23 protein-coding genes and 1 pseudogene are annotated in these 21,139 nt (G+C 62.3%); 10 read left to right on the top strand and 14 right to left on the bottom strand.

The features are described from left to right. Nucleotides 1-235 (top strand): annotated as a pseudogene (locus HFL01S_RS23790) (TetR family transcriptional regulator); the annotation flags it as partial. A gap of 60 nt (nucleotides 236-295) precedes the next feature. On the opposite strand, the gene HFL01S_RS23785 reads toward HFL01S_RS23790, so the two are convergent. Then, nucleotides 296-2,356, bottom strand: coding sequence for a sodium-translocating pyrophosphatase (locus HFL01S_RS23785; RefSeq protein ID WP_066263667.1), 2,061 nt, complete (start codon nucleotides 2,354-2,356; stop codon nucleotides 296-298). Nucleotides 2,357-2,595: 239 nt separating this feature from the next. Between HFL01S_RS23785 and ppa the strand changes: the two genes are divergently transcribed. Next, a complete protein-coding gene (gene ppa, locus HFL01S_RS23780) occupies nucleotides 2,596-3,132 on the top strand; it encodes an inorganic diphosphatase (RefSeq protein WP_066263665.1) in 537 nt (178 codons plus the stop codon). 81 nt (nucleotides 3,133-3,213) lie between these two features. Here ppa and HFL01S_RS23775 read toward each other — a convergent pair whose 3' ends face one another. From HFL01S_RS23775 to HFL01S_RS23750, 6 genes are all read right to left on the bottom strand, one after another. Continuing rightward, complete coding sequence (locus HFL01S_RS23775) at nucleotides 3,214-3,618, bottom strand: bactofilin family protein (RefSeq protein WP_066263662.1); 405 nt, start codon at nucleotides 3,616-3,618, stop codon at nucleotides 3,214-3,216. A gap of 4 nt (nucleotides 3,619-3,622) precedes the next feature. Beyond that, on the bottom strand, nucleotides 3,623-3,985 hold the full coding sequence (locus tag HFL01S_RS23770) for a hypothetical protein (protein ID WP_157539086.1): 363 nt from the start codon (nucleotides 3,983-3,985) through the stop codon (nucleotides 3,623-3,625). A gap of 124 nt (nucleotides 3,986-4,109) precedes the next feature. Further along, nucleotides 4,110-4,697 carry a bactofilin family protein gene (locus HFL01S_RS23765; protein WP_066263657.1) on the bottom strand — a complete coding sequence of 196 codons (588 nt, stop codon included), beginning with the start codon at nucleotides 4,695-4,697 and terminating at the stop codon, nucleotides 4,110-4,112. Further along, on the bottom strand, nucleotides 4,694-5,152 hold the full coding sequence (locus HFL01S_RS23760; protein WP_066263652.1) for a bactofilin family protein: 459 nt from the start codon (nucleotides 5,150-5,152) through the stop codon (nucleotides 4,694-4,696). The genes HFL01S_RS23765 and HFL01S_RS23760 overlap by 4 nt, the downstream gene beginning before the upstream one ends. Continuing rightward, a complete protein-coding gene (locus tag HFL01S_RS23755; protein WP_066263650.1) occupies nucleotides 5,149-5,463 on the bottom strand; it encodes a hypothetical protein in 315 nt (104 codons plus the stop codon). Before HFL01S_RS23755 ends, HFL01S_RS23760 begins: the two co-directional genes overlap by 4 nt. A gap of 100 nt (nucleotides 5,464-5,563) precedes the next feature. Then, nucleotides 5,564-6,748: a GNAT family N-acetyltransferase gene (locus HFL01S_RS23750; RefSeq protein WP_066263648.1), complete on the bottom strand. Its 1,185-nt coding sequence runs from the start codon at nucleotides 6,746-6,748 to the stop codon at nucleotides 5,564-5,566. 64 nt (nucleotides 6,749-6,812) lie between these two features. Between HFL01S_RS23750 and HFL01S_RS23745 the strand changes: the two genes are divergently transcribed. Next, nucleotides 6,813-8,504 carry an NAD+ synthase gene (locus HFL01S_RS23745; protein ID WP_066263645.1) on the top strand — a complete coding sequence of 564 codons (1,692 nt, stop codon included), beginning with the start codon at nucleotides 6,813-6,815 and terminating at the stop codon, nucleotides 8,502-8,504. 81 nt (nucleotides 8,505-8,585) lie between these two features. Continuing rightward, on the top strand, nucleotides 8,586-8,924 hold the full coding sequence (locus tag HFL01S_RS23740) for a P-II family nitrogen regulator (RefSeq protein WP_066263643.1): 339 nt from the start codon (nucleotides 8,586-8,588) through the stop codon (nucleotides 8,922-8,924). Here HFL01S_RS23740 and HFL01S_RS23735 read toward each other — a convergent pair. Genes HFL01S_RS23735 through HFL01S_RS23725 form a run of 3 tightly spaced genes read right to left on the bottom strand, consistent with a single transcriptional unit; the run spans nucleotide 8,921 to nucleotide 10,451 of the window. After that, nucleotides 8,921-9,508, bottom strand: coding sequence for an LOG family protein (locus HFL01S_RS23735; protein WP_066263641.1), 588 nt, complete (start codon nucleotides 9,506-9,508; stop codon nucleotides 8,921-8,923). The genes HFL01S_RS23740 and HFL01S_RS23735 overlap by 4 nt on opposite strands. Next, nucleotides 9,505-9,918, bottom strand: a complete 414-nt coding sequence (locus HFL01S_RS23730) for a diacylglycerol kinase (protein ID WP_439648610.1) — start codon at nucleotides 9,916-9,918, stop codon at nucleotides 9,505-9,507. Before HFL01S_RS23730 ends, HFL01S_RS23735 begins: the two co-directional genes overlap by 4 nt. Further along, nucleotides 9,906-10,451: an RDD family protein gene (locus HFL01S_RS23725; protein WP_245644947.1), complete on the bottom strand. Its 546-nt coding sequence runs from the start codon at nucleotides 10,449-10,451 to the stop codon at nucleotides 9,906-9,908. The genes HFL01S_RS23730 and HFL01S_RS23725 overlap by 13 nt, the downstream gene beginning before the upstream one ends. 265 nt (nucleotides 10,452-10,716) lie before the next feature. Here HFL01S_RS23725 and HFL01S_RS23720 point away from each other — a divergent pair, with 265 nt between their 5' ends. The 6 genes from HFL01S_RS23720 (at nucleotide 10,717) to HFL01S_RS23695 (ending at nucleotide 18,355) form a co-directional block, all read left to right on the top strand. After that, the gene (locus HFL01S_RS23720) at nucleotides 10,717-12,498 is read left to right on the top strand and encodes an acetolactate synthase 3 catalytic subunit (RefSeq protein WP_066263632.1); all 1,782 of its coding nucleotides are present in this window, start codon (nucleotides 10,717-10,719) and stop codon (nucleotides 12,496-12,498) included. Between the two features lie 137 nt (nucleotides 12,499-12,635). After that, nucleotides 12,636-13,127: an acetolactate synthase small subunit gene (gene ilvN, locus HFL01S_RS23715; protein ID WP_066151204.1), complete on the top strand. Its 492-nt coding sequence runs from the start codon at nucleotides 12,636-12,638 to the stop codon at nucleotides 13,125-13,127. Between the two features lie 110 nt (nucleotides 13,128-13,237). Continuing rightward, the gene (gene ilvC, locus HFL01S_RS23710) at nucleotides 13,238-14,254 is read left to right on the top strand and encodes a ketol-acid reductoisomerase (protein WP_066263683.1); all 1,017 of its coding nucleotides are present in this window, start codon (nucleotides 13,238-13,240) and stop codon (nucleotides 14,252-14,254) included. A 111-nt stretch (nucleotides 14,255-14,365) separates the two neighbouring features. Then, on the top strand, nucleotides 14,366-15,175 hold the full coding sequence (pssA, locus tag HFL01S_RS23705) for a CDP-diacylglycerol--serine O-phosphatidyltransferase (RefSeq protein WP_066151197.1): 810 nt from the start codon (nucleotides 14,366-14,368) through the stop codon (nucleotides 15,173-15,175). 240 nt (nucleotides 15,176-15,415) lie between these two features. Then, a complete protein-coding gene (locus HFL01S_RS23700; protein WP_066263631.1) occupies nucleotides 15,416-16,957 on the top strand; it encodes a 2-isopropylmalate synthase in 1,542 nt (513 codons plus the stop codon). A gap of 177 nt (nucleotides 16,958-17,134) precedes the next feature. After that, nucleotides 17,135-18,355: a serine hydrolase gene (locus tag HFL01S_RS23695; protein WP_084383610.1), complete on the top strand. Its 1,221-nt coding sequence runs from the start codon at nucleotides 17,135-17,137 to the stop codon at nucleotides 18,353-18,355. A 57-nt stretch (nucleotides 18,356-18,412) separates the two neighbouring features. On the opposite strand, the gene HFL01S_RS23690 is transcribed toward HFL01S_RS23695, so the two are convergent. The 4 genes from HFL01S_RS23690 to HFL01S_RS23675 form a co-directional block, all read right to left on the bottom strand. Next, nucleotides 18,413-19,216, bottom strand: a complete 804-nt coding sequence (locus HFL01S_RS23690) for an IclR family transcriptional regulator (protein ID WP_066263628.1) — start codon at nucleotides 19,214-19,216, stop codon at nucleotides 18,413-18,415. Between the two features lie 37 nt (nucleotides 19,217-19,253). Then, nucleotides 19,254-19,994 (bottom strand): arginyltransferase, encoded by a 741-nt coding sequence (locus HFL01S_RS23685; protein WP_066263626.1) that lies wholly within the window; start codon nucleotides 19,992-19,994, stop codon nucleotides 19,254-19,256. Continuing rightward, nucleotides 19,991-20,764 carry a leucyl/phenylalanyl-tRNA--protein transferase gene (gene aat, locus HFL01S_RS23680; protein WP_066263624.1) on the bottom strand — a complete coding sequence of 258 codons (774 nt, stop codon included), beginning with the start codon at nucleotides 20,762-20,764 and terminating at the stop codon, nucleotides 19,991-19,993. Before aat ends, HFL01S_RS23685 begins: the two co-directional genes overlap by 4 nt. Before the next feature lie 4 nt (nucleotides 20,765-20,768). Further along, nucleotides 20,769-21,139: VanZ family protein (locus HFL01S_RS23675; protein ID WP_218008668.1), on the bottom strand; the 371-nt coding region annotated here is incomplete at its 5' end.

Below are 21,139 nucleotides of genomic sequence, written 5' to 3'. Positions count from 1 at the left end.
GGGTGAACGGGCCCGCCGCGACGTCATGGACGCCTTGGCAGCCTTCATGGTGGATACCCTGCGCCGCGGGCCTGGGGAGAGCGCCATCGACGAGGGACTGGCACTGGCCGCGGTGGGTGGCATCAACGAACTGATCCTGCAGGCCATCGAACATGGGCGGGCGGCGGAACTGCCCGCCATGACACCTGTGGCCAGTGAAGTGGTGCGCCGCCTGTCGCGTTCGCCTGTGGCGTGAACGGGCTCTGCTCCGGGGCCATGCGCTGTGGCCACCGGAGGGAGCAGGCGCCGACGGCGATCAGACCATCGGCAGCAGCGGCACGATGAGCAGCGCCACGATGTTGATGATCTTGATCAGCGGGTTCACAGCCGGGCCGGCGGTGTCCTTGTAGGGGTCACCCACGGTGTCACCGGTCACGGCCGCCTTGTGGGCTTCGCTGCCCTTGCCGCCGTGGTGACCGTCCTCGATGTACTTCTTGGCGTTGTCCCAGGCACCGCCGCCGGTGCACATCGAAATGGCGACGAACAGGCCTGTCACGATGGTGCCCATGAGCAGGCCACCCAGCGCCTTGGGACCGAGGAACACACCCACCAGGATCGGCACCGCCACCGGCAGCAGGCTGGGCACGATCATTTCCTTGATGGCCGCGCCCGTCAGCATGCCCACAGCCTTGCCGTATTCGGGCTTGGCCGTTCCTTCCATGATGCCGGGGATCTCCTTGAACTGGCGGCGAACCTCGACCACCACGGCGCCGGCTGCGCGGCCCACGGCTTCCATGGCCATGGCCCCGAACAGGTAGGGGATCAGGCCGCCGATGAACAGGCCGATGATCACCATCGGGTCGGACAGGTCGAAGCTGACCGCGTGACCGTAGGTTTCGAGCTTGTGGGTGTAGTCGGCGAACAGCACCAGCGAAGCCAGTCCTGCCGAACCGATGGCGTAGCCCTTGGTCACGGCCTTGGTGGTGTTGCCCACTGCGTCCAGCGGGTCGGTGATGTCGCGCACGCTGCTGGGCAGTTCGGCCATCTCGGCGATGCCGCCGGCGTTGTCGGTGATGGGGCCGTAGGCGTCCAGCGCGACCACGATGCCGGCCATGCTGAGCATGGAGGTGGCAGCGACCGCGATGCCGTACAGGCCCGCCAGCGAGTAGGCGGCCATGATGGCCACGCAGACGAACAGCACCGGCCAGGCGGTCGAGCGCATCGACACGCCCAGGCCAGCGATGATGTTGGTGCCGTGGCCGGTGGTGGATGCCTGGGCGATGTGGCGCACCGGCGAGTACTGTGTTCCGGTGTAGAACTCGGTGATCCAGACCAGCGCAGCGGTCAGCACCAGGCCCACGGCGCAGGCGCCGAAGAGCTTCATCTGGCTGCCGGACGCCGCGATGGCATTGTCCGGAATGATGGCGGTGGTCACGAAGTAAAAGGCGATCAGCGAGAGCACGCCCGCGATGGCCAGGCCTTTGTAGAGCGCGGGCATCACGTTCTTCATGCCCGGGCTGGCCTTGACGAAGAAGCAGCCGATGATGGAAGCGATGATGGACACGCCGCCCAGCACCAGCGGGTACAGCACTGCCTGCATTGGTGCTGCGGCCACCATCAGGGCGCCCAGCACCATGGTGGCGATCAGCGTGACCGCATAGGTCTCGAACAGGTCGGCCGCCATGCCGGCGCAGTCGCCGACGTTGTCGCCCACGTTGTCGGCGATCACGGCCGGGTTGCGGGGGTCATCCTCTGGAATGCCAGCTTCCACCTTACCCACCAGGTCGGCGCCGACGTCGGCACCCTTGGTGAAGATGCCACCGCCCAGTCGCGCAAAGATCGAGATCAGCGACGAGCCGAAGGCAAAACCGATCAGCGGGTTGAGCAGCTTGGCCAGGTTCTTGTCGGGCGTGAAGTTGCCGTTGCCCACCAGGAACCAGAAGAAGCCCGCCACACCGAGCAGGCCCAGGCCCACCACCAGCATGCCGGTGATAGCTCCGCCCCGGAAGGCCACGTCCAGCGCAGGGCCTATGCCCTTGGTGGCGGCCTGTGCGGTGCGTACGTTGGCCCGCACCGAGATGTTCATGCCGATGAAGCCGCAGGCGCCCGAGAGCACCGCACCCAGCACGAAACCGATGGCGGTGGGGCCGTCAAGGAACACGCCGATCAGAACGGCCAGCACCACACCGACGATGCCGATGGTGGTGTATTGCTTGGCGAGATAGGCGGCGGCGCCGGCCTGGATGGCTCCGGCGATTTCCTGCATGCGGGCGTTGCCCGCGTCCTGGGAAAGAATCCAGCTTCGGGACCAGAAACCGTAGACCACGGCCACCAGCCCGCATACCAGCGCAAAGATCAGCGCAGTTTGTCCAACCATAGATTTCTCCTGCTCCGTAACGTTTGACTTGGAGGGGGCAACGCTGAGAGGACTACCCCCGCTGCGTTGCTTCCTCGCGTCCGTCGCGCACCCGGGCGGGTGGGGCAGGGCGATTGGCCAACGAAGTGAATGTAGCGGGAATTGCTACAGACACGAACTGATATGGATCAGGAAGTCAGGTTGGAATCAGTAAAATCAGGGTTAATCACTAGCGTTTTCCTCAACTTTCAAAACAACCCATGTCTCTCGACAACGTCACCCCTGGCGACAAGATCCCCGAAGCGTTCAACGTCATCATCGAGATCCCCATGAACGGTGATCCGATCAAGTACGAGGTGGACAAGGAATCGGGCGCGATCTTCGTGGACCGTTTCATGAACACCGCCATGCACTACCCGACCAACTACGGTTACGTGCCCAAGACCATCGCCGGCGACGGCGACCCGGTCGACGTGCTGGTGGTCACCCCTGTGCCGCTGATGCCCGGCGTCGTGGTGCCTTGCCGTGCCATCGGCATCCTGAAGATGACCGACGAAGCCGGCGAAGACGGCAAGGTGCTGGCCGTGCCGACCAACAAGATCCTGTCGCTCTACAGCCGCTGGACCAAACCCGAAGACCTGAACCCGATGCGCTTGAAAGCCATCGAGCACTTCTTCGAGCACTACAAGGACCTGGAGCAGGGCAAGTGGGTCAAAGTCGGTGGCTGGGAAGGCCCCGAGGCTGCACACAAGGAAATCATGGACGGCATCGCTGCCTACAACAAGGTGCAGGGCTGAGCTCTCCCCGTCACCTTCGAGGTGGCGGACGCAAAAAAGCCTGCCGAGTGGCAGGCTTTTTTATGGGCGCAGCGGACAGGGTCAGTTCTGCGCTGCGTCGATGTCACCTCGGTACTCGATCTTGCCGCGCACACGGGCACGTGGATGCATGTCGATCAGCTCGTCGTAGCTCGCGTCGCCGATCAAAGTGGCCGAGCCGGTGATTTCCAGCGCCTTGCGCGCAATCACGGCACCGATCACCTTGCCCTCGATGAACACGTAGTCGGCCTCGAGCCGGGTGTTCTCGATCACGCCAGTGGCGCCCACGTGCAGCGTGCCGCCGGTTTCGAAGGTGATGTTGCCTTTGAGCTGGCCGTCGACCTTGATGCCCTGGTCGCGCGTGGTGTGGAAGTTGCCGTCGAACACGGCGCCTTCGGCGATCAGGCTGGTGATGGCGGAGAGGCGCTCGGCCGGAACGAGGCGCGTGGACGCGGGGTTGTGGCTCATGAGATCAGGGCTCCTTGCTGTGCAACCAGTTTTCAGGGGTGAGGGTGAGTGTATCGGGAGATGTCGGCGCTTCAACGGCTGTGGTCGTGACTATGGCGATGAGACCAAGCCGTGCGCTGGCTCGCAGAGTCAGCGGTGTTAAGTCTGTTTCGGTGTTGGGTTCCACAGGCTCCACAGCAGCCGGCGAGGGCGCGTATACCGCGGCTTCTGCTTCGATCATGCGTGGTTCGGCTGCTGCGGGCATTGTCGGGAGCCAGCCCGCCAGGTAGCCCATGGCGATCAGTAGTGCCAGTGCGGCGACCAGCCAGGGCAGGTACCTCAGGGTGAACCAGACGATCCAGCGCCAGACGATCCTGCGCTGGGCCACACGCCGGTCCCGACGCCAGCTGGCCTGGAGCGCGGCCCGACGCACCGCCTCGGAGTCGGGGACCGACGGATGGCGGGGGGAAGGCGGTTGCTGGTGTGCGCTCCGCTGCCACTGCATGAGGCCGTCAGGTCACTTTCCGGGCGGGTGCCACGCGTTCGAGCGTGGCGTTGAGGTCGGCCCCGTTGACCTGGATGCGCCCGTAGCGCACCAGCCCGTGAACACTGGCGGAATCGTGCAGGGACACCTCGCCCTGGCCCGAGTCGAGCACACCGTCGGTGTGTCCCATGACGGAGATCTTGTGGGCGGTGATGTCCCCTTTGACGCGCCCGGTCTCGGTGACCACCACCGACACCTGAATGCCTTCGGCCTGGGTGAGGTTGCCGTCGATCTGGCCCGCCACGCTGAACGGCCCCTTGAGCAGGGCATTGCCCACGAAGTGCATGCCATCGGCCAGCATGCTTCGGGCAGTGGCTACCTCGGTCGCGTCGATCACTGGAACTGTGCTGTCTTGCGCCTGCAGCATGGGAATCGGTTCTGCCATGGCCGGCGGCATGGCGCGGCCGACATCCACTTCAAGCGCCTGTGGCATGTCGGAAGCAGCTTGCTGCTCCGGACTGGGCATGGCGGGGAAGCTGTTCTGGTCGTTCATCATGGTCTGGGGTCCTTGCTGTTCGAGATGGCGTTCGGGCGGGATGTAGCGGCGTGCTTTCATGATCGGCTTCCGGGTGCTCTCAAGGGCTGCTGGGACTGGACATCATGCAACACGGGCACGGTGCTTCCCAACTTTAGCGTCTTGAAAGGCCCGCGAAGATCCGCGCCCTCGTACAGCTGCAGACGTTTGGCCATCAGCGTGCCCGTGGACACACCGGTCTGGGCGACGTAGGCCATGCCATGGCATTCGAGCTGAGTGTCCAGCGCCGAGCCTTCGGCCACGCCGAGCTGGCCGAACAGGTACAGGTCGCCTTGCACGCGAACCGTGCCCCGCACCACGCCACCCTTCCAGATGATGAGCCGGCCGTTGACCCGAATCTGCCCGGAAATCTCCCCCTGGACCAGAAGGCCTCCTTCGAACAGCAGGTCTCCCTGCAGCCGGCTCCCGGCGGCCACCCGGTTGACCACGTTCATGGCGATCGGGTCGATCGTCAGTGTGTCCTGCGGTAGCTTCATTTCCACAGCAGCAGCCCCCAGGAAACGGCCGATCCGGTCAGACACAGCAAGCCCAGAACCGCCACCCACAGCGCATGGCGCTCCATCAGACGGCGCACACGACCCGGCCGGGCCCTCGCGGTACCGGGTGCCGTGGCATGGCTGAGCACCGCCCAGTCCTGCCAGAGCCGGCTCAGACGGCTTTCGCCGGTGGCCATGTCGATGCGCAGGCCTTCCGCGTCCGTGCCACCGGGCTGGCGCCGCCGGCCAAGCAGGACGGTGAACGGTGCGCCCACAACGGTCTGGGTGAAGAAGGCGTCTGTCGGGTCCATGGTTCGCGATTGTAGGGAGAATGTAACAAGTCGCTACGAGCGTGTGCTCACGGCGAATGTCGTCAAGCATTGCGTGGGCAGTACACCGGGTGCAGCGGGACTACGACAGATTGTCGGGGATGGGTGCGGTAGGTGTCCCTGCAGATGTCCGGACCGGGTTCCGCTCCGCCAGATGCGAGAGATAGCTGTCCACACCGCTTTCTTCGCGCTCCAGGAAACGCGCCACAGCATCGGCAAATGCCGGATGGGCCAGCCAGTGGGCGCTGCTGGTGCGCGTTGGCAGCAGCGCGCGGGCCATCTTGTGCTCGCCCTGGGCCCCGCCTTCGAGCCTCTCGAACCCGTTCCGGATGCACCAGTTCAGGGGCTGGTAGTAGCACGCCTCGAAATGCAGGCAGTCCACACGCTCCAGAGCGCCCCAGTAGCGGCCGTACGCCACCCGTCGAGATGCGTCGATGCCCACCAGGCTGCTCGCAATCGGACGACCATCTCGTTCTGCGACGAACAACAGCCAGTGCTCGGGCATGTCGTGGGCCATGCGGGCGAAAAAATCCGGCTGCAGGTAGGGCGCATTGCCGTGCTCCAGGTAGGTTCTTTCGTAGCAGCGGTAGAAGAACTGCCAGTCTGCGGGGCGGATGTCCCGCCCCTGAGCATGGCGAAACTGCACGCCGGCGTCGGCGACCTTGCGCCGCTCCTGCCGGATCTTCTTGCGCTTGTCCTGCTGCAGGCTGGCCAGAAACTGATCGAAGTCCAGATGGTTCTGGTTGTGCCAGTGAAACTGGACCGTGTGGCGCAGCATCAGCCCGGCGTCGACGCAGGCCTGCTGGTCGCGTGGCTGGGCAAACAGCAGGTGCAGCGACGAGAGTTGCTGCTCTTGACAGTAGTGGAGCAGCGCCTTCAGCAATGCGGCACGCGAAGCATCGTCGCGCGCCAGCAGCCGGGCGCCGGGCACCGGGGTGAAGGGCACCGCCACCAGAGCCTTGGGGTAGTAAGAGAGCCCATGCTGTTCATAGGCGTTGGCCCATGCCCAGTCGAACACGTATTCGCCATAGGAATGCCGCTTCAGGTACAGCGGGCAGGCCGCGACCATGTGTCCACCGTCCCACAAGGTCGTGAAGGCCGGCTGCCACCCGGTGCGATGGGTGGCACTGCCGCTGGCATCCAGCGCCGCCAGATACTCCAGCCGCATGAAGGGGCTGGGATCGACCTCCATTGCCAGCAGGGCATTCCACTCGGCGAGCGGGATGTCCGCCGGCACGTGGAAAACCCGGGTGACATAATCTTTCACCCCTCTGCCGGAGCCCTCCGCTCCTGTGCCAGTTCCCTGTGTTGTTCCCCTTGGTTCCGATTCCATGACGCTCAAGATTTGTGTGGCCCAGCTCAACTTCGTGGTGGGGGACATGACTGGCAACGCCAGGCGCATTGTGGAGGCGGCGCGCAGTGCCCATGCAGGCGGTGCGCAGCTGCTCGTGACACCTGAACTGGCGCTGTGCGGCTACGCCGCGGAGGACCTGTTCCTGCGGCCCGCGTTCATCGACGCCTGCGATGATGCGCTCAAAGTGATCGCCAGCGGCACGGCCGACCTCAAAGGCCTGCACATCGTGGTGGGACATCCGGCCAGCAAAGAACGCGGCGCAGGGATGCGCAGCCGAAGCGTGTCGGTGGCCGGGCTCTACAACGCTGCTAGCGTGGTCTGCGAGGGACGCATCACCCACACATACGCCAAGCGCGAGCTGCCCAACTACCAGGTTTTTGACGAGCGTCGTTACTTCGTTCCAGGGAACGACACCTGTGTATTCGATGTTCTGGACAGCACGGGCCAGTCTGCGAAGGTGGGGCTGCTGATCTGTGAGGACGCCTGGTTCGACGAGCCGGCGGCCGATGCCCGCAACGCCGGTGCCGAGGTGCTGGTGGTCATCAACGCCTCGCCGTTTCATGCCGGCAAAGGCGGCGAGCGGGAGGCCACCATGCGCGATCGCGCACGGGCGGTTGGTCTTCCGCTGGTGTATGCCCATCTGGTGGGCGGGCAGGACGAAATCGTGTTCGAAGGGCGCAGCTTCGTCCTGGGCTCCGATGGGGCGCTGGCGGGCCGTGCCGTCAGCTTTGAAGAAACGCTATTTGACATTGCCATGACCCGTGCCGGCGGTGGCTGGCAGATCGAGGCGACCGTGGACCGGCCCCACAGCCTGGAGGCCGATCTCTGGCACGCGCTGGTGCTGGGGGTGCGCGACTACCTGGGCAAGAACGGCTTTCCCGAGGCGCTGCTTGGCTTGTCGGGTGGTATCGACTCGGCCCTCGTGCTGGCGATCGCGGTCGATGCGCTGGGCAAGGACCGGGTGCGGGCGGTGATGATGCCGTCTCCCTACACGGCAGACATTTCCTGGATCGACGCGCGAGACATGGCAGCGCGTCTGGGGGTGCGTTACGACGAGATCGCCATCGCGCCAGAGTTCGAGTCGTTCCGGGCGTCGCTCAAGCCGCTGTTCGAGGGGCGTCCCGAGGACACCACGGAGGAGAACCTGCAGGCGCGCATCCGCGGCACGTTGCTGATGGCGCTGTCCAACAAGTTCGGGTCCATCGTGCTGACCACTGGCAATAAGAGCGAGATGGCCACCGGGTACTGCACGCTTTACGGCGACATGGCCGGCGGTTTTGCGGTCATCAAAGACGTTGCCAAGACCATGGTGTTTCGCCTGGCGCGCTGGCGCAACGCGCACGACCCCTATGGCACCGGAGCGAATCCGATTCCCGAGCGCATCATCACGCGGCCGCCCAGCGCCGAACTGCGGCCGGACCAGAAGGACCAGGACAGTCTTCCGGAGTACGAGGTCCTGGATGCCATCATCGAGCGCTACATGGAGAACGACCGCAGCCCGGACCAGATCGTTGCGGAGGGGTATCCGCAGGCCGATGTGGACAAGGTGGTCCGGCTGATCCGCATCAACGAGTACAAGCGGCGTCAGGCGCCCATCGGCATTCGCGTCACTCACCGCAGTTTCGGCAAGGACTGGCGCTACCCGATCACCAGCCGGTACCGCGCCTGACACGCCCGATTGCCCCATGGGGACAGACACCCTTGGGCATAATCGCGCGGCAACTTTGCCCGCCTGACTGGAGACCCCGGCATGAAGCAGATCACCGCCGTCATCAAACCGTTCAAGCTGGAGGAGGTTCGTGAGGCACTCGCCGAACAGGGCGTGACCGGTCTGACCGTGACCGAGGTCAAGGGTTTTGGTCGCCAGAAGGGGCATACCGAGCTCTACCGCGGTGCCGAATATGTGGTGGATTTCCTGCCCAAGGTCAAACTGGAAGTGGTGGTGAAGTCCGACGACGTGGACCGTTGTGTCGACGCCATCGTGCGCGCCGCGCGCACTGGCAAGATCGGTGACGGCAAGATCTTCGTGACGCCGGTTGAGCGTGTGGTGCGCATCCGCACCGGTGAAGAGGACGAAACCGCGGTCTAAACCCGGTGCAGCTGGTCGGCGGGCGTGACGCCCCCGGCCTGCACCAGTTCCGGCAGCAACTGCGGCCAGTCGGATCCCACGCGGATCAACTCCATCTGCCAGGGCCCCATGAACTGCTGCTCGACGCCGTTGTGCATGAAGCCCAGTAGGCCGTCGTAGTAGCCATCTACATTGAGCAGGCCGACCGGCTTGTCGTGGTAGCCCAGTTGGCGCCAGGTCCAGACCTCGAAGAACTCCTCGAACGTCCCGATGCCGCCGGGGAGGGCGAGGAAGGCATCGGCCCGTTCGGCCATCATTCGCTTGCGCTCGTGCATGGTGTCGACCACATGCAGTTCGCTGCAGCCCTTGTGGGCCCATTCCCGCTCGACCAGTGCCTTGGGAATGATGCCGACCACCCGGCCGCCGGCCGCCAGCGTCGCGTCGGCCAGCAGTCCCATCAATCCGTTGTGTCCACCGCCATAGACCAGCTGGCCGCCGTGGCGTCCGATCCACTCGCCCACAGACCTCGCAACCTGCGCGTACGCAGGATTGGCACCGGGTCGAGAGCCGCAGTAGACGCAGAGAGAGAAGGCAGGTGATTTCATGAGATTCGATGAAGGATGGCTGCAACCCAGGTGCCGGCGCACAGCAACAGGCTGAGCAGCACCGCGGCGCTGCCCATGTCTTTGGCGCGCTTGGACAGTTCGTGCCATTCGGGTCCGATGCGATCGATGGCCGACTCCACGCCGGTGTTGAGCAGTTCGACGATCAGAACGAGCAGCACCGAGCCCGCCAGCAGAACGACTTCCACCCAGCTGCGACCCAGCCACAAGGAAGAAGGCAGCAGCAGCGCCGCAGCCAGCATCTCCTGTCGCAGCGCCGTTTCCTGCCAGCCTGCGCGAAGCCCCGCCATGGAGTAACCGAAGGCGTGCCACATCCGGCTGAGTCCATGCCGGCGCTTCTGGGCGTCGGTGGGCTCGGTGGGTGTATCGGACGCGGTTTTCACAGATGCCAGAACTTGCGCGGACGAGGAGGCAGGTCGGGCTTGAAATGCACCAGGCGTGTGCCAGCCAGCGCGTCGTGGACAAACTGACCCTGCGCGTGGAACCGGGACAGCAGGGCCCAGACCAGCACCCATCCGATCACGATGACCGACAGTTCTCCCGCGGGCAGCCTGAAGACCCCTCCAGCGGCCAGCGGCGGCAGGAACCACAGCCAGCTCAGCAGATAGCGAACCAGCGCCCTGGTCTGGGTCAGGGCATGCCCGTTGGCGTCGACGACACGGATGTGCCAGGTCTTCATGGCCAGCGTCTGCCCCTTGGCCCAGAACCAGACGAAGTAGATACCGAACACGATGAACAGAAACGCCTGCTGCCAGTGGCGGTTGTCCAGGGCATTTCGAGTCTGGGTGAGTGCGGAAAAAAGGTAGCCGGCGATGAATACCACGCCAAAAAGCAGTGTGCCCTCGTACAGCCAGCAGGCCATGCGGCGCATCAGCGGGGGCGCAATGAGAGAGGGGGGAGTGGCAGAGACAGGAGAGGCTTGCATCATGGGGCTGGGGGACAGCGGGCGATTGTCGCACCCCGTGACGGGTGCTTTGCGCAACGTTTCTGAACATCTTGGCGGGTCATGCGCGAAGGTTCCTGTTGCAGTGCGATAATGCTGGGCTGCAATTCAAAAAGCAAACGGGTCATGGTCCGGCGGGGTATGTGTCCGCTCATGTCCACTGGCCTCAAGTTCCGACACCGCTTCACGAGAGTAGGTGAAGGAGCACCCAAGGTATTTCGTCAGAGAAATTCTCGAAAGGTTGATCATGGAAATCTCCAAGGCCGAAATGGCCTCGGCAGCTGCTGCTGCCGGCCAATCCCCCTCACCCGAACAGCTCAACGGCGCCGAGATCATGGTGCGCGCCCTGCAAGCCGAAGGCGTGAAGTACATCTGGGGTTACCCGGGTGGCGCGGTGCTCTACATCTACGACGCCCTGTACAAACAGGACACCATGCAACACGTGCTGGTGCGCCACGAGCAGGCCGCCGTGCATGCCGCAGACGGCTACGCCCGTGCCACCGGTGACGTGGGCGTGGCGCTGGTCACCTCGGGTCCCGGCGTGACCAATGCCATCACCGGCATCGCCACCGCCTACACCGACAGCATTCCCATGGTCATCATCACCGGCCAGGTGCCCTCGGCCGCCATCGGCTCGGATGCCTTCCAGGAGTGCGACACCGTCGGCATCACTCGACCTGTCGTCAAACACAACTTCCTGGTGAAGGATGTGCGCGACATGGCCATGGTGATGAAGAAAGCTTTCCACATCGCCCGCACTGGCCGTCCGGGCCCGGTGGTGGTGGACATTCCCAAGGACATTTCTTTCAACAAGACCGCCTGGACGGGGTATCCCGAGACGGTCGAAATGCGCTCCTACAATCCGGTGCGCAAGGGCCACGGTGGCCAGATTCGCAAGGCGCTGCAGCTGCTGCTGGCGGCCAAACGCCCCTACATCTACACCGGTGGCGGTGTGTTGCTGGGCAACGCCGTGCCCGAGCTGCGCACATTGGTGGACCTGCTGGGCTATCCGGTCACCCACACCCTGATGGGCCTGGGCGCTTACCCGGCGACCGACCGCAAGTTCCTGGGCATGCTGGGCATGCACGGCACGGTCGAGGCCAACCACACCATGCAGAACTGCGACGTGTTGCTGGCGGTAGGCGCGCGGTTTGACGACCGTGTGATTGGCAACCCCAAGCACTTCGCCTCGGTAGAACGCAAGATCATCCACATCGACATTGATCCATCGAGCATTGCCAAGCGTGTCAAGGTCGATGTGCCCATCGTCGGTGATGTCAAGGACGTTCTGACCGAACTGATCAACATGATCAAGGAAGGGCAGATAAAACCCGACGAGAAGGCGCTGTCGTCCTGGTGGGAAACGATCGAAGGTTGGCGCTCGCGCGACTGTTTGCGCTTTGACCGTTCCAACACCCAGGTGATCAAACCACAGGCTGTGGTGGAGCAGCTCTGGAACCTGACCAAGGACGACGACTGCTACATCACGTCCGACGTGGGGCAGCACCAGATGTTTGCGGCGCAGTTCTACAAGTTCAACGAGCCGCGCCGCTGGATCAACTCGGGTGGTCTGGGCACCATGGGTGTGGGTCTGCCATACGCCATGGGCATCAAGCTGGCCAAACCCGACGCCGACTGCTGGTGCATCACCGGCGAAGGCTCGATCCAGATGAACATCCAGGAACTGTCCACCTGCCAGCAGTACGGCACGCCGGTCAAGATCCTCGCGCTGAACAACCGCTATCTGGGCATGGTGCGCCAGTGGCAGGAGCTGATCTACCAGGGTCGCTACAGCCACAGCTACATGGACGCGTTGCCGAACTTCGTCAAGCTGGCCGAGGCTTACGGCCACGTTGGCATGCTGGTCGAGCGCCCACAGGACGTGGAGGCCGCTTTGCGTGAAGCGCGCTCCATCAAGGACCGCTGCGTTTTCATCGACGTGCGCACCGACCCGACGGAGAACGTCTGGCCCATGGTGGAAGCCGGCAAGGGCATCACCGAAATGTTGCTGGGTTCCGAGGAGCTCTGAACCCTGACCCGCGCGTGCCGGGACATTGGTGCACAGGCGCCAGTGGCTCCGGCCGCATCCATCCGACGAATCTATTTGCAGCCAAGCCTGAGCATTACCGTGCGCAGGGGAGGGCTCAGAAAAGAGGAATCTTCATCATGAAACACATCATCGCTGTCCTGCTCGAAAACGAAGCCGGGGCCCTGTCACGCGTCGTGGGGCTGTTTTCGGCCCGTGGCTACAACATCGAATCGCTCACGGTGGCGCCGACGGAAGATCCGTCGCTTTCGCGCATGACCATCCAGACCACCGGGTCGGACGATGTCATCGAGCAGATCACAAAGCACCTGAACCGCCTGATTGAGGTTGTGAAGGTGGTAGATCTGACCGAGGGTGCCTACACCGAGCGCGAACTCATGCTGGTGAAAGTGCGTGCGGTGGGCAAGGAACGCGAAGAGATGAAGCGCATGGCGGACATCTTCCGCGGTCGCATCATCGACGTGACTGAGAAGAGCTACACCATCGAGCTGACGGGCGACCAAGGCAAGAATGACGCGTTTCTGGAGGCCATCGATCGCTCCGCCATTCTTGAAACGGTGCGCACGGGCTCGTGCGGCATCGGGCGTGGCGAGCGCATTCTGCGCGTTTAAGATCTCGGGTTTTTCGGGCTCAGCCGAACCGCCGTTCGGGCTGGGCCTGTCGAGGGCCTTCGACGGGCTCGCATGCGAACGGCAAACCAACACTCCAAAGAGGAATGACCATGAAAGTTTTCTACGACAAAGACTGTGACCTGAGCCTGATCAAGGGCAAGACCGTCGCGATCATCGGCTACGGCTCCCAAGGCCATGCCCACGCACAGAACCTGAACGACAGCGGCGTCAAGGTCGTGGTCGGCCTGCGCAAGGGCGGGGCCTCCTGGGACAAGGTCGGCAAGGCTGGCCTGACCGTGATGGAAGTCAATGACGCCGTGAAAGCCGCGGACGTGGTCATGATCCTGCTGCCCGATGAGCAGATCGCCGAGGTTTACAACAACAACGTGGCTCCCAACATCAAGCAAGGCGCTTCGCTGGTGTTCGCCCACGGCTTCAACGTGCACTACAACCAAGTCGTGCCGCGCGCCGATCTGGACGTGTGGATGGTCGCCCCCAAGGCCCCCGGCCACACCGTTCGCAATACCTATACCCAGGGTGGCGGCGTGCCCCACCTGGTGGCAGTGCACCAGGACAAGTCCGGCAAGGCCCGTGACCTGGCCCTGTCCTACGCCATGGCCAACGGTGGTGGCAAGGCGGGCATCATCGAGACCAACTTCAAGGAAGAGACCGAGACCGACCTGTTCGGCGAACAAGCCGTGCTGTGCGGTGGCGCTGTCGAGCTGATCAAGATGGGTTACGAGACCCTGGTCGAAGCCGGCTACGCCCCTGAAATGGCTTACTTCGAGTGCCTGCACGAACTCAAGCTGATCGTCGACCTGATCTACGAAGGCGGTATCGCCAACATGAACTACTCGATCTCCAATAACGCGGAGTTTGGTGAGTACGTGACCGGCCCGGAAGTCATCAACGAAGAGTCGCGCAAGGCCATGCGCAATGCTCTGAAGCGCATCCAGAATGGCGACTACGCCAAGATGTTCATTCAGGAAGGCCGTCTGAACTATCCGAGCATGACCGCCCGCCGCCGCAACACCGCCGATCACCAGATCGAAGTGGTGGGTGCCCAGCTGCGCGCCATGATGCCCTGGATCGCCAAAAACAAGCTGGTCGACCAGACCCGCAACTGATTGCCTCGGCGTCCGATACAAAGGCCACTTCGGTGGCCTTTGTCGTTTGTGCAGGCTTGCCACTGGCTTACACTGCTTTTTTGACGCTTTTCGGCTTGAAGCCCATTCCTCATGCACGACGGATCCGACCCCCTTCACGAGCCTATGACGGAGAGCCCGCGCCGCCCCAAGGGCATCTACATGCTGCCCAACATGATCACCCTCGCGGCTCTGTTCGGCGGGTTCTACGCGATCGTGATGGCCATGAATGGCCGCTTTGACCTTGCGACCGTGGGCATCTTCGCTGCCATGGTTCTGGACAGCCTCGACGGACGTGTGGCCCGCATGACCAACACGCAAAGTGCCTTCGGTGAGCAGATGGACTCGTTGTCCGACATGGTGTCGTTCGGTGCAGCACCCGCGCTGGTGGCCTATGTCTGGGTCCTCAGGGACATCGGCCGCTGGGGCTGGATTGCTGCCTTCGTTTACTGCGCATGCGCGGCGCTGCGGCTGGCGCGTTTCAACGTCAACACGGGAGTGGTCGACAAGCGTTACTTTCAGGGGCTGCCATCGCCTGCTGCTGCGGCGCTGGTGTCCGGATTCATCTGGTTGGCCAACGAGCTGGAGCTGGTCAAGGCCGATCTCGTGTGGGCGATGTTTGCGATCACGCTGTACTCGGGCCTGACCATGGTGACCAATGTGCCGTTCTACAGCTTCAAGGATCTGAGTCTGAAGAAGAGCGTCCCGTTTGCTGCCATCGTGCTGGTGGCGCTGGGTATTGCGGTGATCAACATCCATCCGCCCACGGTGTTGTTCGGGTTGTTCGTTCTGTATGGTCTTTCTGGCTATGCCATGTATTTCTGGCGCAAGGCCAAGGGGCGGCCGACCAGCGTGATCAGCACGTCGACCGACGAACCGGATGAGCGTGGTCTGCACGAGTGATGTCGTAGGCAATTGCGATCATGGACATTCTCAATAGGGATGTCAGGTTCGTTGTGCTACATTGCACTGCATGAAATTCATTTCCCTCTCGCTACTACTGGGTGTCCGGCACGGGCAAGTCTGGTAACGCGCGAGTGATATCCAACAACGGCCCGTTTGCACCCGCAGCGGGCCGTTTTGTTTTTGGAACTGCGGGTTTTTTCAAGAGTGGTCCACGAGGCCACACACCGGAGAACAGAGATGAGCGACAAACTGATCATTTTCGACACCACCTTGCGCGATGGCGAGCAGTCGCCAGGTGCTTCCATGACCAAGGACGAAAAGCTGCGCATTGCACGTCAGTTGGAGCGGCTGAAGGTCGATGTGATCGAGGCGGGTTTTGCCGCCAGTTCCAACGGGGACTTCGACTGCGTCCAGGCGATTGCCAACACCATCAAGGACTCGACGGTCTGCTCGCTGGCCCGTGCCAATGATCGCGACATCTCTCGCGCCGCAGAAGCCCTCAAAGGGGCCAGCCGGGCGCGGATTCATACCTTCATCGCGACCAGTCCTCTTCACATGGAGAAGAAGCTGCGCATGACGCCGGACCAGGTGTTCGAGCAGGCGAAGCAGTCGGTGCGCTTTGCGCGGAACCTTGTCGATGACATCGAGTTCAGCCCGGAGGACGGCTATCGCAGCGACATCGACTTCCTCTGTCGGGTGCTTGAAGCCGTGATCAACGAAGGGGCCACAACGCTGAATATTCCTGACACGGTGGGATACGCGGTGCCAGAGCTTTACGGCGACTTCATCCGCACGCTGAGGGAGAGAATTCCCAACTCCGACAAGGCCATCTGGTCTGTGCATTGCCACAACGATCTGGGCATGGCGGTTGCCAACTCGCTGGCCGGTGTGAAGATTGGTGGAGCCCGCCAGGTCGAATGCACCATCAATGGACTGGGCGAACGTGCAGGCAACTGCTCGCTCGAAGAGATCGTGATGGCGGTGAAGACCCGTCGCGACTATTTCAATCTGGACATTGGCATCGACACCACCCAGATCGTGTCAGCCAGCCGTATGGTCAGTCAGACCACCGGTTTTGTGGTTCAGCCTAACAAGGCTGTCGTAGGGGCCAACGCGTTTGCACACGCCTCGGGCATCCACCAAGATGGGGTGCTCAAGGCACGCGACACCTACGAAATCATGCGTGCAGAGGATGTGGGCTGGAGCGCCAACAAGATCGTTCTGGGCAAGCTCAGTGGTCGCAATGCTTTCAAGCAGCGCTTGCAGGATCTGGGCATCGAGATGGCCTCCGAGAGCGAGATCAACACGGCGTTCGCCGCGTTCAAAGAGTTGGCCGACCGCAAGAGCGAGATCTTCGATGAAGACATCCTTGCGCTGTGCAGCGACGAGAGTGTCACTGCGGACAAGGAGCGGTATGGCCTGGTGTCTTTGTCCCAGCGCAGCGAGACCGGGGAGCGCCCCCATGCAGAGGTGGTGTTCACGGTCGAAGGCAAGGAGATCCGTGGATCCTCCGATGGTAATGGCCCTGTCGATGCCTCGCTCAAGGCCATCGAGAGCCATGTCAAGAGCGGTGCGGAACTTGTGTTGTACTCGGTCAATGCCATCACCAGTGGTTCTACCGAAAGTCAGGGAGAGGTAACCGTTCGATTGCAACACGGTGGCCGGGTGGTGAACGGCGTGGGTGCTGATCCCGACATAGTTGTAGCCTCTGCCAAGGCCTATCTGAGTGCTCTTAACAAGCTGGAAAGCCAGGCTGAGAGAGTTGCTGCGCAGGGATAAGGCTTTACAAATCAACGACTTGTAACGAAATCCTCGGATGAAGCTCCGAACAAGCAGGCTTCTTGGCGGTTGTTTCGGCGTTCACTGAGGAGTGCGTTACAAGCGTTTGATATTGCTAGTTTTTTTTCATGCTCCTATACTCGGGTATATCGTTTTGAGGCAGCCGGAGTGGAGTTCATGAATTTGTCCCGCGTACGATTTGTCACGTTGCTGCATTTGGTTGCGGTTGCTGTGATGTCGGCGTCCCTGGCGTTGCCGGTGACAGCGGAGGCTGCCTCCAGCAAAGCGGTAAAGACTGATCGCAAAACTGGTGTCCAGTCTGCTGAACGCAGCAAGCGATCCAGTGTTACCAAACAAGGTACGCGGGCGGGTAAGAGGGAGCTCTCTGCCAAGAGAAAGCAAGGAGCAAAAGCCACTCGTCTGGCCCAGTCTGACTCCCGGGCGAGCAAGCGCAAATCTGAGAGAAGCCTTCGTTTGGCGAAGGCCCGCAAGGCCAGTGAAGCGAGGCATGCTCGTGCCGCTCGCCAGCCAGTTCAACTGGTTGCTCACCAGCGCAGCAGCACGATACGCCCGATTGCGATGGAACCCCGCGCGTCCATTGGTGAACGGATGGGGCTTCGGGCAGCGGGGGATCCACTGGATCTCAATTCAAGCGTTGCCCTGGTGGTAGATCAGCAAACCAACGAGGTGTTGTTCAGCAAGAACGATTCCGCGGTTCTCCCAATCGCCTCCCTTACGAAGCTGATGACCGGGCTTGTGGTGACCGATGCGAACCTGCCCCTTGATGAGATGGTGACCATCACGACCGACGATGTAGATACGGTCAAAGGCAGTCGCTCTCGGTTGGCGGTGGGGACCACCCTGACGCGCCTGGAGTTGATGCACCTGGCGCTCATGTCCAGTGAGAACCGAGCCGCTCACGCTTTGGGGCGAACCTTTCCGGGGGGGCTGGACCAGTTTGTGCGCCTCATGAATGCTAAGGCTCGCGAACTTGGCATGCTCGATACGCGTTATGTCGAGCCGACTGGCTTGTCCAGTCTGAACCAGTCCAGCGCGCGTGATCTCGCGACTTTGGTGTCTGTTGCGTATCAACGGCCGCTGCTCCGTAGCCTGTCGACCTCACCGAGCCACCAGCTGGAGCTAGGTCATCGGACATTGGAGTATCGCAACTCCAACCGGTTGATTCGTGATCCCGACTGGGACATCGGTCTCCAGAAGACTGGGTACATCTCGGAGGCGGGTCGATGCCTTGTGATGCAGGCGCGTGTGGCTGGGCGCCAATTGATCATGGTGTTCCTGGATGCCACGGGCAAGCTGGGAAGGGCTCAGGATGCAGAACGGGTGCGTCGCTGGGTCGAGGCACAACCCATGCACCAGGCAGTGCGTCCGCAAGGGTGAGTTTCTTCAGGTTCCAACGCAAAAGACGGCCCGCTTCAGGCCGTTTTTTGCGTTTGGCTAACGTGCGACTGGCTGCGCGGCGAATCCTTTGGGACATCCCAAGGCAATCGAAATCTCCGCTGCAGTGGAGCGAAGTTTGGGAACCCAGTTTTCGTCGATACGATCGGCGGGCGCTGAAATCGACAGGCCAGCGACCAGGCGGCACTGGTCGTCGTAGATGCCGGCGGCCATGCAGCGCACGCCCAGTTCCAGCTCCTCATTGTCACGGGCCAGGCCTGCCATGCGGCACTGCTGCAGCTCTCGTTCCAGGCTAGGCAGTTGAGTCAGGCTGTTGCGCGTGTTGCCGGCCAGCCCGGTACGGGTTGCGTATGCACGTACCCGCTGAGGTTCGTCCGCCGCCAGAAACAGTTTTCCCACAGAAGTCAGATGCAGAGGGGCGCGCCCGCCAATGGCGCGTACGACTTGCATTCCGGACCGTTCGCTGTAGGCCCGCTCCACATAGACGATTTCATCGCCCTGTCGAACGCTGAGGTTGACCGGTTGCTGGATCAGCTTGTGAAGTTCCCGCATCGGAGCGAGCGCGGCATCCCTGACACTGAGACGCGCCTTCACCAGGTTGCCAAGCTCAAGAAGGCGCATGCCGAGCCTGTAGCTCCCCGCCTCAGGGCGGTCCACGAAGCGGCCGATGGTTAGGTCGTTGAGAATCCGGTGCGCGGTTGAGGGGTGCAAGCCCGTCTTCTCGCTGATTTCCTTGAGGGACACCGGCTCTTCGCGGGAGGCAAGAACCTCCAGAAGATTGAACATCCGTTCTATGACCTGGACCGTGGGGGTGCTGGGCAGGGAGTCGTTTCGTTTTGTCATGGCCGCAATAGATTTGCGGATATTTTACGAGATGAAATCAACACGCCATTACCCACTGCCCATCTCTGAGCAGTTCATGCGGTCGGAAGGTTGCCTTGTAGTTCATCTTTGAGCTCTGCTCGATCCAGTAGCCCAAATACATGTGCGAGAGACCCAGCTCACGGGCCTGTTCGATCTGCCAGAGGATGCTGTAAGTGCCATAACTGGCTCCCTCGTCCGTTGGCTCGTAAAAGGTGTAGACGGCCGATAGGCCGTCGTTCAGCACATCGACGATGGACACCATGACCAGACGGTTCGGACGACCTGAGTGACCGGGTTCACGAAACTCCACCAACCGTGAGTTGACGCGGCTTTGCAGCAGGAACTGACTGTACTGGTCAATGCTGTCCTGATCCATGCCACCCCCGGCATGGCGACTGTTCTGATAGCGCAGGTACAGTTGGTAGTGCTCGGGTTCGAAGCACAGTCCGAGAACCCGCGTCTCCAAGTTGGCGTGTCGGACCATGGAGCGCCTCTGGCTGCGGCTGGCGCGAAACTCATTCACCGGAATTCGCAGCGGGATGCAGGCATGGCAACCATCACAGTGCGGGCGGTAGGTGAACACACCGCTGCGCCGAAACCCCAAGGTCACGAGGTTCGAATATGCATCGTTGTGGATCAGGTGACTTGGGGTGGCCACCTGCGAACGCGCCTGACGGCCGGCCAGGTAGCTGCAGGGGTAGGGCGTCGTGGCGTAGAACTGCAACGCCTGCAGCGGGAGTTCTTTCAGGTGCGTCACGCTGTTGCGTCAGGGCCTGTGATGAGTTGATTCCAGTATACGGGCTCGAATCGCCATCCCGGTGCGCGGTGGGCCGTGGTTTTCTGCAGGTGCAGGGTGAACTCGGTCCGTGGCATCGGGGCCGCTCCTAGGGAGGCCAGATGAGCCGTCTCCTGCTGACAGTCGATGAGGGGGATTCCATTGGCCAAACAGAACGCCACCAATCCACACATGGCCAGTTTGGAGGCGTTGCTGCGGCGGCTGAACATGGACTCTCCGAAAACCATGGCACCGAGATTGACACAGTAGAGTCCGCCAGAAAGTTCTCCATCGATCCAGGCCTCCACGCTGTGCGCATGACCTGCGGAATGCAGCCTCAGATAGGCCTGGATCATGGGCGGCAGAATCCAGGTGCCCGCCTGGCCCTTGCGAGGCGTATGGGCGCAGGCTCTAATCACCCGCTCGAAGTCGTGATCGAACCGGATGACCAGTCGCTGCTCCAGCAGGAGCTTGGTCAGTGTCTTGCGAAGTGAGCGATGCAATCTGAACTGGTGCGTGCGAAGCACCATTCGCGGGTCGGTCGACCACCAGAGGATCGGCTGCCCCGCGCTGTACCAGGGAAAAATGCCTTCGCTGTACGCGCGCAGAAGCGTGTCAACATCCAGTGTCCCTCCTGCCGCGAGCAAGCCCGGCGCAGGGGCGGCCTTGCCCCAGGCGCGTTCCACGGCAGGGAACGGGTCTCCCGGTTCCAGCCAGGGAAGTTCCGGGGTGAACGTGGGGGTGGAGGACATGCGCCTATTGTGGGCGGGATCGCTGCGACCAAGGCCGGGGAATTGCGAGGACCAAAGCACCCAGCCAAACACCTAACGCATCGGCCAGCAGGTCAAGCAAATCGCCATTTCTCCAGCCTGTTGCGGATTGGGCCATCTCGATCAAGGCTCCGTAGAGCAAAAGACCGAGCAACATCTTTCCGCACGATCTCGAGTAGGCGCGTCCGCCTAGCAGGGTCAGCACCACAAAGCCAGCAGTGTGCTGGGCTTTGTCCCAAATGTTGAACACCTGCGCAGGCAGCTCCGTCACGGGTGCTAGCGACAGTGTGCCCACCAGGGTCATGGCCACCCAGAAGGCGGTTCTCGACAAGAGCTTGTTCATGGTGGGATCGTGTG

The sequence above is a fragment of the Hydrogenophaga flava NBRC 102514 genome, from assembly GCF_001571145.1.
In the GTDB taxonomy this organism is placed as follows: domain Bacteria; phylum Pseudomonadota; class Gammaproteobacteria; order Burkholderiales; family Burkholderiaceae_C; genus Hydrogenophaga; species Hydrogenophaga flava.
Note: the sequence above shows the minus strand (reverse complement) of the source record. Positions and strands in the feature narration are given on the sequence as shown.

Excerpts from the sequence above, each read along its gene's own strand:
- HFL01S_RS23785 (WP_066263667.1), bottom strand. The coding sequence starts at position 2,356 with ATGGTTGGACAAACTGCGCTGATCTTTGCGCTGGTATGCGGGCTGGTG.
- ppa (WP_066263665.1), top strand. The coding sequence starts at position 2,596 with ATGTCTCTCGACAACGTCACCCCTGGCGACAAGATCCCCGAAGCGTTC.
- HFL01S_RS23775 (WP_066263662.1), bottom strand. The coding sequence starts at position 3,618 with ATGAGCCACAACCCCGCGTCCACGCGCCTCGTTCCGGCCGAGCGCCTC.
- HFL01S_RS23765 (WP_066263657.1), bottom strand. The coding sequence starts at position 4,697 with ATGAAAGCACGCCGCTACATCCCGCCCGAACGCCATCTCGAACAGCAA.
- HFL01S_RS23760 (WP_066263652.1), bottom strand. The coding sequence starts at position 5,152 with ATGAAGCTACCGCAGGACACACTGACGATCGACCCGATCGCCATGAAC.
- HFL01S_RS23755 (WP_066263650.1), bottom strand. The coding sequence starts at position 5,463 with ATGGACCCGACAGACGCCTTCTTCACCCAGACCGTTGTGGGCGCACCG.
- HFL01S_RS23745 (WP_066263645.1), top strand. The coding sequence starts at position 6,813 with ATGACGCTCAAGATTTGTGTGGCCCAGCTCAACTTCGTGGTGGGGGAC.
- HFL01S_RS23740 (WP_066263643.1), top strand. The coding sequence starts at position 8,586 with ATGAAGCAGATCACCGCCGTCATCAAACCGTTCAAGCTGGAGGAGGTT.
- HFL01S_RS23735 (WP_066263641.1), bottom strand. The coding sequence starts at position 9,508 with ATGAAATCACCTGCCTTCTCTCTCTGCGTCTACTGCGGCTCTCGACCC.
- HFL01S_RS23725 (WP_245644947.1), bottom strand. The coding sequence starts at position 10,451 with ATGCAAGCCTCTCCTGTCTCTGCCACTCCCCCCTCTCTCATTGCGCCC.
- HFL01S_RS23720 (WP_066263632.1), top strand. The coding sequence starts at position 10,717 with ATGGAAATCTCCAAGGCCGAAATGGCCTCGGCAGCTGCTGCTGCCGGC.
- ilvN (WP_066151204.1), top strand. The coding sequence starts at position 12,636 with ATGAAACACATCATCGCTGTCCTGCTCGAAAACGAAGCCGGGGCCCTG.
- ilvC (WP_066263683.1), top strand. The coding sequence starts at position 13,238 with ATGAAAGTTTTCTACGACAAAGACTGTGACCTGAGCCTGATCAAGGGC.
- pssA (WP_066151197.1), top strand. The coding sequence starts at position 14,366 with ATGCACGACGGATCCGACCCCCTTCACGAGCCTATGACGGAGAGCCCG.
- HFL01S_RS23700 (WP_066263631.1), top strand. The coding sequence starts at position 15,416 with ATGAGCGACAAACTGATCATTTTCGACACCACCTTGCGCGATGGCGAG.
- HFL01S_RS23695 (WP_084383610.1), top strand. The coding sequence starts at position 17,135 with ATGAATTTGTCCCGCGTACGATTTGTCACGTTGCTGCATTTGGTTGCG.
- HFL01S_RS23690 (WP_066263628.1), bottom strand. The coding sequence starts at position 19,216 with ATGACAAAACGAAACGACTCCCTGCCCAGCACCCCCACGGTCCAGGTC.
- aat (WP_066263624.1), bottom strand. The coding sequence starts at position 20,764 with ATGTCCTCCACCCCCACGTTCACCCCGGAACTTCCCTGGCTGGAACCG.